Source organism: Actinoplanes utahensis (genome assembly GCF_016862455.1).
Classification (GTDB): domain Bacteria; phylum Actinomycetota; class Actinomycetes; order Mycobacteriales; family Micromonosporaceae; genus Actinoplanes; species Actinoplanes utahensis.
In genome coordinates this window covers 23,812-37,771 of record NZ_BOMZ01000027.1, presented here as the reverse complement: position 1 = coordinate 37,771, position 13,960 = coordinate 23,812, and the positions used below count along the sequence as shown (strand labels likewise).

At 70.8% G+C, this 13,960-nt stretch carries 12 protein-coding genes; 7 read left to right on the top strand and 5 right to left on the bottom strand.

What is annotated here, in order from left to right:
- Positions 1-188: 188 nt before the first annotated feature.
- Positions 189-1,031 (bottom strand): ABC transporter ATP-binding protein, encoded by an 843-nt coding sequence (locus Aut01nite_RS08850; protein ID WP_043529393.1) that lies wholly within the window; start codon positions 1,029-1,031, stop codon positions 189-191.
- Between the two features lie 66 nt (positions 1,032-1,097).
- Here Aut01nite_RS08850 and Aut01nite_RS08845 point away from each other — a divergent pair, with 66 nt between their 5' ends.
- The 3 genes from Aut01nite_RS08845 (at position 1,098) to Aut01nite_RS08835 (ending at position 5,804) form a co-directional block, all read left to right on the top strand.
- Complete coding sequence (locus Aut01nite_RS08845; protein WP_043529391.1) at positions 1,098-2,036, top strand: ribose-phosphate diphosphokinase; 939 nt, start codon at positions 1,098-1,100, stop codon at positions 2,034-2,036.
- Between the two features lie 72 nt (positions 2,037-2,108).
- Positions 2,109-4,133, top strand: coding sequence for a response regulator (locus tag Aut01nite_RS08840; protein ID WP_236642984.1), 2,025 nt, complete (start codon positions 2,109-2,111; stop codon positions 4,131-4,133).
- 42 nt (positions 4,134-4,175) lie between these two features.
- Positions 4,176-5,804: a serine/threonine protein kinase gene (locus Aut01nite_RS08835; protein ID WP_236642982.1), complete on the top strand. Its 1,629-nt coding sequence runs from the start codon at positions 4,176-4,178 to the stop codon at positions 5,802-5,804.
- Positions 5,805-5,902: 98 nt separating this feature from the next.
- Here Aut01nite_RS08835 and Aut01nite_RS08830 read toward each other — a convergent pair whose 3' ends face one another.
- The 3 genes from Aut01nite_RS08830 to Aut01nite_RS08820 form a co-directional block, all read right to left on the bottom strand.
- On the bottom strand, positions 5,903-7,132 hold the full coding sequence (locus Aut01nite_RS08830) for a PQQ-binding-like beta-propeller repeat protein (RefSeq protein WP_043529385.1): 1,230 nt from the start codon (positions 7,130-7,132) through the stop codon (positions 5,903-5,905).
- A gap of 132 nt (positions 7,133-7,264) precedes the next feature.
- On the bottom strand, positions 7,265-7,576 hold the full coding sequence (locus Aut01nite_RS08825; RefSeq protein WP_043529383.1) for a PLD nuclease N-terminal domain-containing protein: 312 nt from the start codon (positions 7,574-7,576) through the stop codon (positions 7,265-7,267).
- A gap of 61 nt (positions 7,577-7,637) precedes the next feature.
- On the bottom strand, positions 7,638-8,408 hold the full coding sequence (locus Aut01nite_RS08820) for an SGNH/GDSL hydrolase family protein (RefSeq protein ID WP_043529381.1): 771 nt from the start codon (positions 8,406-8,408) through the stop codon (positions 7,638-7,640).
- A 151-nt stretch (positions 8,409-8,559) separates the two neighbouring features.
- Between Aut01nite_RS08820 and Aut01nite_RS08815 the strand changes: the two genes are divergently transcribed.
- Positions 8,560-8,934: a hypothetical protein gene (locus Aut01nite_RS08815; protein WP_043529379.1), complete on the top strand. Its 375-nt coding sequence runs from the start codon at positions 8,560-8,562 to the stop codon at positions 8,932-8,934.
- Between the two features lie 155 nt (positions 8,935-9,089).
- Here Aut01nite_RS08815 and Aut01nite_RS08810 read toward each other — a convergent pair whose 3' ends face one another.
- Positions 9,090-10,100 carry a LacI family DNA-binding transcriptional regulator gene (locus tag Aut01nite_RS08810; protein WP_043529377.1) on the bottom strand — a complete coding sequence of 337 codons (1,011 nt, stop codon included), beginning with the start codon at positions 10,098-10,100 and terminating at the stop codon, positions 9,090-9,092.
- A gap of 191 nt (positions 10,101-10,291) precedes the next feature.
- Between Aut01nite_RS08810 and Aut01nite_RS08805 the strand changes: the two genes are divergently transcribed.
- From Aut01nite_RS08805 to Aut01nite_RS08795, 3 genes are read left to right on the top strand one after another with little or no spacing between them, the layout of a single operon-like run.
- Entirely contained in the window at positions 10,292-12,265 is a 1,974-nt protein-coding gene (locus tag Aut01nite_RS08805; RefSeq protein WP_043529376.1) for a beta-galactosidase, read from the top strand.
- Positions 12,262-13,125 (top strand): carbohydrate ABC transporter permease, encoded by an 864-nt coding sequence (locus Aut01nite_RS08800; RefSeq protein ID WP_043529374.1) that lies wholly within the window; start codon positions 12,262-12,264, stop codon positions 13,123-13,125. The genes Aut01nite_RS08805 and Aut01nite_RS08800 overlap by 4 nt, the downstream gene beginning before the upstream one ends.
- The gene (locus Aut01nite_RS08795; RefSeq protein ID WP_236642980.1) at positions 13,122-13,955 is read left to right on the top strand and encodes a carbohydrate ABC transporter permease; all 834 of its coding nucleotides are present in this window, start codon (positions 13,122-13,124) and stop codon (positions 13,953-13,955) included. Before Aut01nite_RS08800 ends, Aut01nite_RS08795 begins: the two co-directional genes overlap by 4 nt.
- Positions 13,956-13,960 lie beyond the last annotated feature (5 nt).

Genomic DNA, 13,960 nt, shown 5'->3' with positions numbered 1-13,960 from the left:
GGCCTGGCTGCCGGCCGGAGGGGTGACCGTGGGGGGCATGCATGAGTGGCACCGAGGGACGGTCGTCAGGGGACGCCTGCCGTGGCCGCGGGGAGTCACGGGACGATGCGTGGCCCGTACCGGAGCATGGTGTGACAGAGGAACCGCGGACCGGAAGTGATCGCCGGCGCCGGTCACCCGGAAGCGTGTCAGGCGGCGGTCTCGTGGCCGGAGGGCACGAGGCTGACCTCGCCGTCGATGTGCTGGACCGTGAACAGGGTGCCGGGCGGATAGGAGCCCAGCACCTCCGGCGGCAGCTGGACCGTGCCGTCGCCGGCGACCACGGCGAAGTCCTGGCCGTCGCGGCCCTCGGCGCCGACCCGGCCGTCGCGGATGGTGACCGCGCGGCCCAGCCGGGCGCCCACCTCGTTGTCGTGGGTGACCACCACGATCGTGGTCTGGCGTTCGGTGTTGACGGTCTCCAGGGCGTCCAGGACCTCGTCGCGGCCGGACGTGTCGAGCCGGCTGGTGGGCTCGTCGACGAGCAGCAGGCCGGGGCCGGTGGCGATGCCGACGGCGAGGGCGGCGCGCTGCCGGCCGCCGGGGGTGAGGTCGGCGAGTTTGCGGCGGCCCTGGCCGGGCAGGCCGACCAGGTCGAGGATGCGATCGGGGTCGTCGAGTTCGATGCCGCGGGTGTGCGCGGCCCGGCGCTGGGCGAGCCAGATGTTGCGGTGCAGCGTCGCATAGGGCAGCAGGTTGCGGGCGGCGCCCTGCAGGACGACGCCGATCTCGGTGCCGCGCAGCCGGGAGATCTCGCTGTCGGAGAGTTTGCCCATGTCGTAGGTGCCGATGTTGATCCGGCCGGCGGACGGCCGCATCAGTCCGGCGAGCAGGGCGATCAGGGTGGACTTGCCGGAACCGGAGGGGCCGACCAGGGCCAGGGTCTCGCCGGGGGCGATGGACAGGTCGACACCGGCGAGGGCGACGACGTCGCCGGCCTCGGCGCGATAGATGTGCACCACGCGGCGGCAGGCGACGGCGAGTCCGTTCATGCCTGTCAAGTTAATCGAGGTGGACCGGCCTGACGACCCCGTCCGGGCGCAACCTATCGTGAAGCCGTGCGTGACATCGCCGTTTTCACCGGATCCGCCCACCCCGAGCTCGCGAAGGAGATCTGCGAACACCTCGGTGTAATGCTGTCGCCGACCAAGATCGACCGTTTCGCCAACGACTGCATCGAGGTGCAGTTGCAGGGCAACTGCCGGGAGCGCGACGTCTTCCTGATCCAGCCGCTGGTCCCGCCCACCCAGGAACATCTCGCCGAACTGCTGTTCATGCTGAACGCGGCCCGGGGCGCGTCGGCCGGGCGGATCACCGTGGTGCTGCCGCACTACGCCTACGCCCGCAGTGACAAGAAGGACGCCCCGCGCATCTCGATCGGCGGTCGCCTGGTCGCCGACCTGCTGACCACCGCCGGCGCCGACCGGGTGCTGGCGATGACCCTGCACTCGCCGCAGGTGCACGGCTTCTTCAACATCCCCGTCGACCACCTGCACGCGCTGAGGGAGCTGGCCCACCACTTCCGTGGCTACGACCTGAGCAACACCGTGGTGGTCTCGCCGGACCTGGGCAACGCCAAGGAGGCCGCGGCCTTCGCCCGGATGCTGGGGGTCGAGGTGGCGGCCGGGGCGAAGCAGCGGTTCGCCGACGACAAGGTGGTGATCAGCTCGGTGATCGGCGAGGTCACCGACCGGGACGTGATCGTGCTGGACGACGAGATCGCCAAGGGCAGCACGGTGTTCGAGTTGCTGGCCCGGCTGCGGGAGCGCAACGTGCGCAGTGTCCGGGTGGCCTGCACCCACGGCCTGTTCACCAACGACGCGATCAAGCGCCTGGCCGCGGAGAAGGAGATCGAGGAGATCGTCTGCACCAACACGGTCCCGATCCCGCGGGAGAAGGCCGACGACAAGTTGACGGTGATCTCGGTGGCCCCGGCGCTGGCCGAGGCGATGCGCCGGATCCACAACGGCGAGTCGGTGAGCGCGCTGTTCGCCTGACCGAGGCGAGGAAATCCGGCGAATCGGCTACGCACACCGGGCCAAACCCGAATCATGATGCTCATGGGTGTCATGGCTTACCCCCTCCGGTACGCGCTCGCCGATCTCGCCCTCGCGCTCAGCCGCGCCGCGGCGGATCCGGCCGAGGTTCGGTCCACGGCGGCCCGCGCCGCCGCCGACATGATCGGTGACGGTGGCGGGGTGCAGCTGCTTCGCGACGACGGCAAGTACGAGGAGATCTCGTACCACCATCTCGACAACGAACGTTCGGAACCGCTGGCCCGGGCTCTGTCCCGGGCCGGCCAGACCCCGGACGACGAGTACTCCACCACCCTGGCCGCGAGCCGCCGCCCGATCGTGCTGGCCGGGGAGTCCGCCGCGGCCCTGGCCAACCCGGAGCTGTCGATCCAGGCCGCCGTGCTGTGCCCGGTGATCGTGGACAACACGTACTCGGGGTACCTGATCCTGACCCGGCATGGTCAGGAGGCCTTCTTCTCCACCCCCGAGGTGGAACTGGCCCGGGACATCGCCGGTGAGCTGTCCCTCGCGGTGAGCAGCGCCCGCGCCCAGGAACGGCTGCGGGCCGCGGAGGAGCGGTACCGCCGGGTGCTGGAGACGATCCCGGAGGGTGTGCTCCAGCTCGACCCGGCCGGGGTGGCCACCTACGCCAACGAGCCGATCGGCGTGGTGCTGGGCATGCCACGGGCCGAGCTGATCGGGGTGTCGCTGCGCGGTTTCCTGGACAACGTGGGCCAGAAGGAACTGGACCGACGGATCAACGAGTGCAAGACCGGCCGGTCCACGGTGGGCGCCACCCGGTTGATGCGGGCCGACGGCTCGCGGCGCAGCGTACGGGTCAGCATGATGCCGGTCCAGGACGAGAACCACGAGTTCACCGGTGTCCTCTGCATGATCACCGACACCACCGATCACATCGACGCCCGCGGCCTGAAGCGGCAGCTCGACCACCTGCGCCGGCTGGACAGCCTGGGCCAGCTGATCGGCGGCCTGTCGCACGACTTCAACAACCTGATGACCGTGGTGGCCGGCTCGGCCGACATGATCCTGGGCACCGCCGAGGAGGGTTCGCCGCACGCCCAGTTGGCGCAGGACATCCTGGACGCGGTCGGCACCGGGCGGACGCTGACCCACCAGCTGCTGGCGTTCGGCCGCAGCGAGGGCAACCGGCCCGAGGTGATCCCGATCCCGGACCTGCTCACCGACGTGCAGGCGCTGTTCAGCCGTACGCTCGGCGAGCGCATCGGCCTGGATCTGGCGTTCGGCCCGGACGTGTGGCCGGTGAAGGCCGAACGCGGCCCGCTCGAGCAGGCCCTGGTGAACCTGGCCGCGAACGCCCGGGACGCGATGCTGCACGGCGGCATGGTCCGGGTGACGGCCACCAACGAGGTGGTCGAGCCGGGTCAGCTGGCGGCCGAGGGCGCGCCGGCCGGAAGGCTGGTGCACCTGGTGGTCACCGACACCGGTCAGGGCATGGAGGAGGAGGTACGCCGCCGCGCGCTGGAGCCGTTCTTCACCACCCGTCCCACCGCGGCCGGTCTGGGCCTGGCCACCACCGCCGGGATCGTGCAGAACCTGGGCGGCCACATCGAGCTGGAGTCGCAGCCCCGGATGGGCACGACGGTGCACATCTACCTTCCGGCGGCCGAGCAGAAGCCCGGCACGTCGGGGGAGGGGCAGCGCCGGACCGCGGTGATCGGCCGGGTGCTGATCGTCGAGGACCAGCCGGACGTGGCACAGTTGGTGCGGCGGTTGATCGAGCCGGCCGGGTACGAGATCGCGGTCGCCACCGACGCGCTGATGGCGGTCACCCAGGTCGCCTCCGGCGCCCGGCCGGACCTGCTGATCACCGACGTGGTGATGCCGACGATGACCGGGCCGGAGCTGGCCGGGGCGTTGCGTACCCATCAGCCGGATCTGCCGGTTCTCTACATGTCGGGGTACACGGCGGCGTCGCTGGGCCCGCAGTTGAGTCTGGACGAGAACAGCATGCTGCTGGAGAAGCCGTTCACACGGTCGACCCTGTTGGGCGCGATCCGGTCGCTGTGCGGCCCGCAACCGCCCGTGTCAAGAAAATGACGCAGACTTGCCGAAATTTCGGGCAAACGGCACTATTCCCGGGTGGCTGAGGACGAAGTCGTCGGGAACTCGTACCGCCTGATCCGCCCGATCGGACAGGGCGCGACCGGTACCGTCTGGCGCGGTGAAGACCAGACGTCAGGCGAACCGGTCGCGATCAAACTGTTGCACGACAGTCTGCTCCGGCAGCCCAGACTGGTCACCCGGTTCGTGCAGGAGCGGACCATCCTGCTGATGCTCCGGCACCCCAACGTGGTCCGGGTCCGTGACCTGTTCAGCGCCGGCGAGACGCTGGGCCTGGTGATGGACCTGGTCGACGGCGGCAACCTGCGCGACCACCTGCACCGCAACGGCACCCTCGCCCCCGCCGAGGCGTGCCGGCTGGCCGCGCAGATCGCCGCCGCGCTGGCCGAGGCGCACGACCTCGGCATCATCCACCGGGACCTGAAACCGGACAACGTCCTGCTGGACAGCACCGGCGAGACCCGGCTGACCGATTTCGGCATCGCCCGGATCCTCAACCTGCCGAGCATGACCACGCCGAACGCGGTGGTCGGCACCCCGCACTACATGGCCCCGGAGGCGTTCCACGGCGTCACCCCGAGTTCGGCCACCGACGTCTACGCGCTCGGGGTGATGCTCTACGAGCTGGTGTGCGGGCAACCGCCGTACCGCAGCGACTCGATACCGGAGCTGATGCGCCTGCACGCGGAGGGCGATCCGCCGCGCCGTCCCGGCATCCCCGGCCCGCTCTGGCGGATCATCACGGCCTGCCTGTCCGGCAAGGCGCGCCAGCGGCCGGGCGCCGCCGAACTGGTCACCGATCTGACGGCGATGGCCGCCGACCTCGGCGAGATCCCGGCGCTGCCCCCGGCCGTACCCTCGCGGGAGGAACCTCCGCCACCGGCGAACCGTGCCGTGCCCGCACCGCGCCGCCACCGCCCGCGCAATGACGCCCCGGCGGGCCGCTGGTCCCGGCCCGGCGCGATCGCCGTGCTGGTCGCGGGCGCCATGCTGGCCTCCGCCATCGCCACCACCGCCTGGCACCTGGGCCGGTCCGGCACCGAGGTCCAGGAGGTCCCCACGGTGATCGCCGGTCCCAGCGCGACGCGGATCCCGGTCGCCCGGTCCCCGAGCGGCGCCGCTTCGCGGCGGGCCTCCGCCAGACCCACGCGGCAGCCGCGCAAGGTCACCCGCGACGTCACGCTTCCCGTTCCGGACGTCGAGACCAACCCCGCGGCGGTACGGGTGACGCGCCCCGCCCCCACGAAAAAGGCGCCCGGCCCGCCCCTGCCGGAGGCGAAGACACGAGGTCCCTGGCAGTGTTCGCAGGGGTTCGTCTTCGACCTGCCGAGCCGCACCCCGCTGGGCCCCCGGCCGTGCCACTCGGTCGGCCGTGACGTCCGCTTCCAGGCCTCCCTGACCGCCCCGGCGGGCGGTCGCGGCCGGATCGAGGTGACGCTCCAGGACACCACCACCGGCCGTACCGTCGCCGGCCCTGCCACCTGCGACAACCTGAACTTCACCCGGCAGTCGTACACCCGGGACTGCGGACCGGGCGGGGCGAGTCCGCGGCGCGGCCGCAGCTACACCGTGGTGATGTCCTACCGCTACAGCCGGGACGGCCGCACCACCTCCAGCACCACCCGCGGCCGCCCTTTCACCTGGTGAACGCCCGGCCGGCTGTAGTGGCTGTCTCAGCTGCGCCGAGACAGCTCTGACAGCCGGCCGGAGTGGACCTTGCACGGGCCGGCCGGCCGGGTTCGCGGTCAGCCGGCCGCCGGGTGGAACTGCGGCACGTTGGACACGCCGCCGTACTCGTTGACCGCGATCGGGTCGATGCCCGCCTCGGCCTCCCGATCGGCGCCGGTCCGGGCGTCCAGCACGACCGCGTCGCTCTTGACCCGGCCGTACACCGCGCCGTGCCACGCGAAGGTCACCCGCGGCGCGAGCCGGTCCGCCGTCGGCAGCCGCCACAGCTCCCGGCCGGTGGCCGCGTCGAATCCGGCCACCTCGTCACCGTCCAGCGAGCACACGGTGATCGCCTGCTCGTCGTAGTGGCAGTCGCCGACCCTGGTGGCCGAGATCCGCCCGGTGAGCCGGCCCGCCGAGTCCAGGAAGCCGGCCGACCGCTTCCCGGTGGCGTGGTCGCTCACCGCGACGGCGGCGGCGTCCGGTCCGGCCGCGGTGATCGTGAAGCTGCCGGACGGCACCTGCAGCGCCTTCCAGCGCTGTCCGCCGTCGGCCACCCCGAGACCGCTCACGAACGCGGGCTTCGTACCGGTCTGGGCGAGCAGCGTGTCACCGAGCACCGCCCCGGCCCGCAGTCCGGCCCGCCGCCACAGCGTCCTCCCGGTGATCACGTCGACCGCGACGGTCTCCGGGTTCTTCATCAGGATGCTCGCGCCGAAGACCAGCACCACCACATCGCCGTGAGTCCCCGCGATCCGGACGGTGTCGTGGGCGTCGGCGCCGTTCGCGGGCGTGGCCGGGGCGTCCAGAACGACCGAGCCGGTGCCCTTGCCGGTCGTGGCGTCGGCCGTGACCACTTCCAGCCGGTTCCGGTTCCGGCTGGTGCCGGCGGCCGCGACGGCGACCGGGTAGACCGCCGCGACCCGCTCGCCCGCCGACGTCCGCACCAGCACCGACGGATGCTCCCGGAAGAGGAGCGGGGTACCGCCGCCGGCCGCCTGCGCGCCCCCCGGCGCCAGGACGCCCACCGTCTTGCCGGTGAGCACGTCGGTCACGGTCAGACCCTTGCTGTCGCCGTAGAAGGCCAGGTTCTTGCGGAGCAGCACGTTGCTGCCGTTAGGCCAGCCGATGTTCAGCGCAGTCGGCTGGAAACGGACCGGTGGATCGAACGTCGCCCCGGCGGTGGCCTTCGCCTCCGGCGGCGCGAGCGAGGTGTCGAGCTTCGGAGCGACCGGGGTGTCGCAGCCCGCCACGGCCAGAACCGCCAGCAGTGTCGCCGCCCCGAGGGCCCGTCCCGGTCCGCTCATGCTTGATCCCCTCGTCGTCGCGCTGATGGTCGCACGAGAGGGTATTCAACCGGTTCGATCGGCGCCGCCCGGGACCCACCCCGGCCGAGTGGGGAGTTCGGCCGCTGTACGCGCCTCACCTGCGCACGGGTTTCAGCGGTCGCGCAGGGCCGCCGCCATCTGGCGTACGAAATCGGGGTCGTCCTCCGGGCCGACGAAGACGCCCGCCGCGACCGCGCCGCCTGCCGCGACCGGGTGGTCCGCCGGGGCCGGCCGGCGTGCCGGGCCGCGACCGGCGCGGAACCAGGCGATCGCCCCGAAGACCGGGCAGAGCAGGATGAGTACGGCCCAGGCGCGCCGCGGGAACGACTGGAGACGGGACTGTTCGGTGCGCAGACAGTCGAGCAGCGCCACCACGCTGAACGCGATGACGGCGAGAAAGATCAGCGTGTTCACTCGGGCCATGACCGAGAATCCTGGCGCCCGTGGGCGGCGATCGGGGTCCGCCCACGGTGCCGGTGGGTTGTTACGCGGCGCCGCTGAAGGCCGGCAGGTATCCGCTGGTGTAGCCGCTTCCGTTCGGGTGGTACGAGTTCTGCGGCGGGATGATCGTCAGGCCGTTGAGCCACGGCCGCGAGGAGCAGACCCCGTGACCGGTGAACTCGTCACGAACCTCGGAGTAGACGAACCCGGCCGCCTCCGCCCGCTGCTTGATCATCTCGTCGAGGACCCGTGCGCCCTCGTTGAGGGAGCGCCGTTTGGCCACGCTCATCTCGCAGAGGATCGACGAGGTGTCGAAGATCAGCGGATAGGAGAGGACCACCACCCGGGCGTCCGGCGCTTTCGCCCGGATCGCGTCGTAGGTGGCGTCGAGTTCGGCGGGGAGAGTGTTGGCGACGTACGCCCGGCCCTCGGCGACCTTGGCCGCGCAGGCCGAGTCGCTGGACGTGAGGCAGGTGAGGATGGTCGGCGCGAACCCGGCGTCGTTGCCGCCGATGGTGATGCTGACCAGATCGGCGCCGGCCCGCATGGCCGGAACCTGACTGGTGCGGACGTCGTCGGTGGTGGCGCCGCCGCAGGCGAGGAACTGGAAGGACGCGGGGTCGTTGCGGGCGGCCCACTGGGCCGCATAGCTGGTGTTGCTGCGCAGGCAGGTCCCGGACTGGCCGGGCGCGCCCACACCGGAGGAGTAGGAGTCCCCGAGCGCGACGTAGTCGACGGTGCTCGCCGCGTAGGCGGGGGTGGCGACGGCGAGGCTGAGGACGGACGAGATGACGAGGACGATGGCTCTTCTCATCGATGACCTCCTTTGTTACCGCACGGTAGGCCGCGATGGTGAGAAAAGAAATCCGGTGAAATTCCTGTTACGAAGTAGTAACGTCCATCAATATGACCGGCGCTCAGGGGTTGCTCAGCGATCCTCCAGGACGGCGCGCTAGCGTCGGATCATGCACGAGAGCCGAGCCCGCCGAGTCGTCGCCGATCTGCGGGCACGCAGCGTCTTCGCCCACCTGAAACTGCCCAGCGCCGGCCGCTCGGGATACGCGGTCCGCGTCGTCCTGCCCGACGGCCGGGAGGCGCTCTGGGGTGACGACGGTTCCGCCGCCCTCAAGGCGCAGGTGATGCGCAACGGCGTCCTGGTCGGGTTCGTCGACGCGATCGAGGGTTCCGAGGACTTCACCGACGAGCAGGTGGTCGACGCCATCGCCGCCGCTGATTACGACCGCCCGATCGGCCGCTCCGCGCGGCCCGCGGTGCAGCGCCCCGTTCCGCCGCCCCCGCCACCGAGCCTCGCCCAGCGCCTCCGGGGTCTGCGTGGCTGACCGTTCAACCGCCCCGGCCGAGCCTCGCCCAGCGCCTCCGGGGTCTGCGTGGCCCCGGCCGAGCCTCGCCCAACGCCTCCGGGCCGAGTCCTGGCGGGCTCGGCCGCGTGTGGGCCGGCCGAACTTCACACACGGTCGAGGGCGACCGCTCTGTTTCAGGCGGAGTCGCGTAGCACCAGGGGAGTGGGCAGCAGCTGCCCGCCCGCATCGGTCGGCTCGCCGCGCAGCTGGCGCAGCACCACCTGCGCGGCGCACGAGCCGATCTCCTTGGCCGGCTGGTGCACCGTGGTGAGCTGCGGCTGGGTGCGGACCGCCCAGGTGCTGTCGTCGAACCCGGCGACGGCGACGTCACCGGGGACGCTGCGCCCGGCCTCCCGCAGGACCTCGAGCGCGCCGGCGGCGATGGCATCCGAGGCGGCGAAGACGCCGTCGATGGCCGGCTCACGTTCCAGCAGGTCGCGCATGCCCTTGACGCCGGAGCCGTAGTCGTAGTGCGGCACGTCGGCGACCAGATCCTCGTCGAACAGGTCGCCGAGCGCGGACCGGAAGCCGGTCAGCCGGTCGATGCCGGAATCCCGGTCGAGGGCGGCGGCGATCATGCCGATCCGGCGGCGGCCGGTGGAGCGCAGGTGCTCGGTGATCGCCCGGGCGGAGCCGACGTTGTCTATCCCGACGAAGGGGATGTGCTGGTCGAGCTCGGGCGGATGGCCGACGAACGCGGCCGGCAGGGACAGGTCGCTGATCACCTTGATGATCGGGTCCTTGGTGCGGGCCGAGACGACGATGGCGCCGTCGACGAAACCGCCGCTCAGGTAGCGCGCGACGCGCTCGGTGTCGCGGGCCGACTCGACGACCAGGCTGACCATCTGGTGATCGGCGAGGGAGAGGGCGGCGTTGGCGCCCAGCATGATCGCGCCGATGTTGGGGTCGTCGAGGAAGAGCGAGTGCGGCTCCAGCGCGACGAAGGCGACCGCCTGCGACCGGCGCATCTTCAGCGCGCGAGCGGCATTGTTCGGCACATAGCCGAGGTCGCTCATGGCCGTCTCGATGGCGGCGCGCGCCTCGGCGGAGACGTAGCCCCCGTTGAGGACGCGGCTCACGGTGCCTCGGGAAACCCCGGCCGCCGCCGCGATGTCGTGCACGGTCGGGCGCTTCGCGGGCTTCATCGGTCAACAGTAGCCGCCGGCCTCTTGACCTTGCGGGGGGTCGGTCCTAACGTGTGCACGTTCACACATCCGTAACCGCCCTGACGGCGCACGGCAATGTGTGCACGTGCACACATCCCCGAGTGTGCGGATTCCGGCTGCCCAGCGCGTCCGTACTCCCCACACTCGAATGGGCCTTGACCAGGAGTTCTATGAAAACCGTGCGCATGCCGCTACCCGGGATCAGCCTGGGCTGCGACTACAACCCGGAGCAGTGGTCGCCGGACGTCTGGCGTGAGGACGCCGCGCTGATGCGCCAGGCCGGGGTCGACCTGGTGGCCGTCAACATCTTCGGCTGGTCGAACCTCGAGCCGAGCCCCGGCGAGTACCGGTTCGACGATCTCGACGAGGTCGTCGAGCTGATGCACGCCCATGGCATCCGGGTCAACCTGGGCACCGGCACCTCCTCGCCGCCGCCGTGGCTGACCACGCTGCACCCCGAGGTGCTGCCGGTCACCGCCGACGGGACGGTCCGTTTCCCGGGTGGGCGGCAGGCCTGGTGCCCCAGCTCGCCGGTCTTCCGCAAGCGGGCGCTGGACCTGGTCGAGCGGGTCGCGCAGCGGTACGGCGGCCACCCCGCCGTCGCCCTCTGGCACGTCTCCAACGAGCTGGGCTGCCACAACGCCCTCTGCTACTGCGAGACCAGCGCCGAGGCGTTCCGGACCTGGCTGCGCGGCCGGTACCGCGAGATCGAGACGTTGAACGAGGCGTGGGGCACCTCCTTCTGGAGCCAGCGCTACAGCGACTGGTCCGAGATCCGGGTGCCGCGTCTGGCGCTGTCCCTGCGCAACCCGGCCCAGCTCGTCGACTTCCAGCGGTTCAGCTCCGACGAGCTGCTCGACCACTACCGGGCCGAGGCGGCGATCCTGCGCCGGTCGTCGGAGAAGCCGGTCACCACCAACTTCATGGTCACCGCGCACATCCGCAACCTGGACTACTGGTCCTGGGCGCCGGAGATGGACGTGATCGCCAACGACCACTACCTGGACCACCGCCTCGGCGACCCGGTGGCGGAGCTGTCCTTCGCCGCCGACCTGACCCGCGGCCTGGCCGGCGGCCGCCCGTGGATGCTGATGGAGCAGGCGGCCGGCGCGGTCAACTGGCAGCCGCACAACCTGACGAAGGCGCCCGGCGAGATGATCCGCAACTCGCTGACCCACGTGGCACGCGGCGCCGACTCGATCTGCTTCTTCCAGTGGCGGGCCTCCGCACAGGGCGCCGAGAAGTTCCACTCGGCGATGTTGCCGCACGCCGGCACCGACACGGTCGCCTGGCGGGAGGTGCTCAAGCTGTCGGACATCCTGGACCGGATCGCCGAGGTGGCCGGCACCGAGGTCGAGTCCGAGGCCGCCCTGCTCTTCAGCTGGGAGTCGTGGTGGTCGGCGGAGGGGGAGGCCCGGCCGTCGCAGGCGGTCACCTACCTCGACCAGGTGCACGCGAGCCACCGGGCGCTGCGGAGCCTGGGCGTCACCACCGACGTGATCGCGCCGGGCACCGACCTGAGCCGGTACAAGCTGGTCGTCGTCCCGGGGCTCTACATGGTCTCGGACGCCGACGCGCAGGCGATCGCCGACTACGTGGCCGGTGGCGGGCACGTGGTGGTCACCTTCTTCAGCGGGATCGTCGACGAGCGGGACCGGATCCGGCTCGGCGGTTACCCGGGGGCGTTCCGGGACGTGCTCGGCGTGCTGGCCGAGGAGTTCGCGCCGCTGCTGCCGGGCGTCACGGTGGAACTGAGCGACGGTTCGGCCGGCTCGCTGTGGACCGAGCGGCTCCGCGTCACCACGGCCACCGGGATCGCGCACTATGTCGACGGCCCGCTGCCCGGTGTCCCGGCGATCACCCGCAACCGGCACGGCGAGGGCGTCGCCTGGTACGTCGCCACGGCGACGGACATGACTGGCCTCCTCCGCGAGGCCGCCACGACCGCCGGCATCGGATCGCGGGAGACGGCGGACGACGTGGAAGTGGTACGGCGCGGGGCCTACCTGTTCGTCATCAACCACGGCGCCGAACCCGTCGAGTACCCGGCGACCGGCGAGGACCTGGTCACCGGGAAGCACAGCGACGGGAGCGTCACCGTCGAAGGCGGCGGGGTCGCCGTCATCCGGGAGGAGAGGAAGTGAAAGCGAACAAGAAGGCGCTGCTCTTCTTCATCCTCCCGTTCGGCCTGCTGTTCGCCGCCTTCTACCTGGCCCCGATCGGGTACGCGATCAAGCAGTCCCTCTACCAGGTGGAACGTAAGGGAACCTTCGGCAAGGCCCAGGAGGTGTTCGGTGGACTGGCCCAGTACCAGCGGGTCTTCACCGACGGCCCGTTCTGGGAGTCGATCGGCCGGGTGCTGCTGTTCGGTGTCGTACAGGTGCCGGTGATGTTGGGTCTGGCTCTCGCCCTGGCCCTGCTGCTGGACTCGGGACTGGTCAAGGGCCGGCGGTTCTTCCGGCTGGCGTTCTTCGTGCCGTACGCCATCCCCGGTGTCGTCGCCGCGATCATGTGGGGTTTCCTCTACTCCCCGAACCTGTCCCCGTTCACCGCCGTCACCAGCGCCGCCGACCTGCTCAGCGCGGATCTGGTGCTGTGGTCCATGGCCAACGTGGTGACCTGGGTCTACGTCGGCTACAACATGCTGATCATCTACTCCTCCCTGCTGGCCATCCCGCAGGAGGTGTACGAGGCCGCGAAGATCGACGGCGCCGGGGCGCTTCGGACCGCCTGGTCCATCAAGATCCCGCTCGTCATGCCGGCGATCGTGCTGACCACCGTCTTCTCGATCATCGGCACGCTGCAGCTGCTCGCCGAGCCGGCCGTGTTCCGCACGTTCAGCTCCGCGGTGTCCAGCACCTACACGCCGAACCTGACCGTCTACTCCACCTCGTCCATCCCGAACTTCAACCTGGCCGCGGCGTTCTCGGTGGTGCTGGCGATGGCCACCTGCCTGCTCTCGTTCGCCTTCCTCAAGCTCACCCAGCGGGGAGGCGACAAGTGAAGAACCTCAACCGTGTGGGCCCCATGCTGGTCATGGGCGCCGCCACGCTCTACTTCCTGGTCCCGATCTGGTGGCTGGTGGTCGCCGCGTCGAAGACCCGCAGCCAGTTCTCCAGCACCGACCCGCTGTGGTTCGCCGACTTCGCGCTGATCGACAACCTGAAGGAGCTGCTCGCCTACCGCGACGGTGTCTTCCTGCGCTGGATGCTGAACAGCGTCGTCTACACCGGCGGCGCCGCGCTGCTCGGCACCCTGCTGGCCGCGATGTGTGGATACGCCCTGGCCAAGTACCGGTTCTGGGGCCGCGAGGCGATCTTCAACGTCATTCTCAGCGGGGTCCTTGTGCCGGCCACCGCCCTGGCCCTACCGTTGTTCCTGATCTTCAGCCAGTTCGAGGCGACGAACACCTTCTGGTCGGTCTTCCTGCCCAGCCTGGTGAACCCGTTCGGCGTCTACCTGGCCCGGATCTACGCCACCGCGAGCGTGCCGGACGAGCTGCTCGAGGCGGCCCGCCTGGACGGCTCCGGCGAGATCCGCACCTTCTTCACGGTCTCCAGCAAGCTGATGTTCCCGGCCCTGGTCACGATCTTCCTGTTCCATTTCGTGGCGGTCTGGAACAACTTCCTGCTCCCGCTGATCATGCTCGGCGAAGAGAAGCTCTTCCCGGTCACCCTCGGCCTCTACACCTGGAACACCCAGGTCAACCAGATCCCCGAGCTGCGGATGCTGGTGCTCACCGGGGCTCTCGTCTCGATCGTCCCGCTGGTGATCGCCTTCCTGCTCCTGCAGCGCTTCTGGCGCAACGGCCTCGGCTCCGGCGCCATCAAGTAATCCCC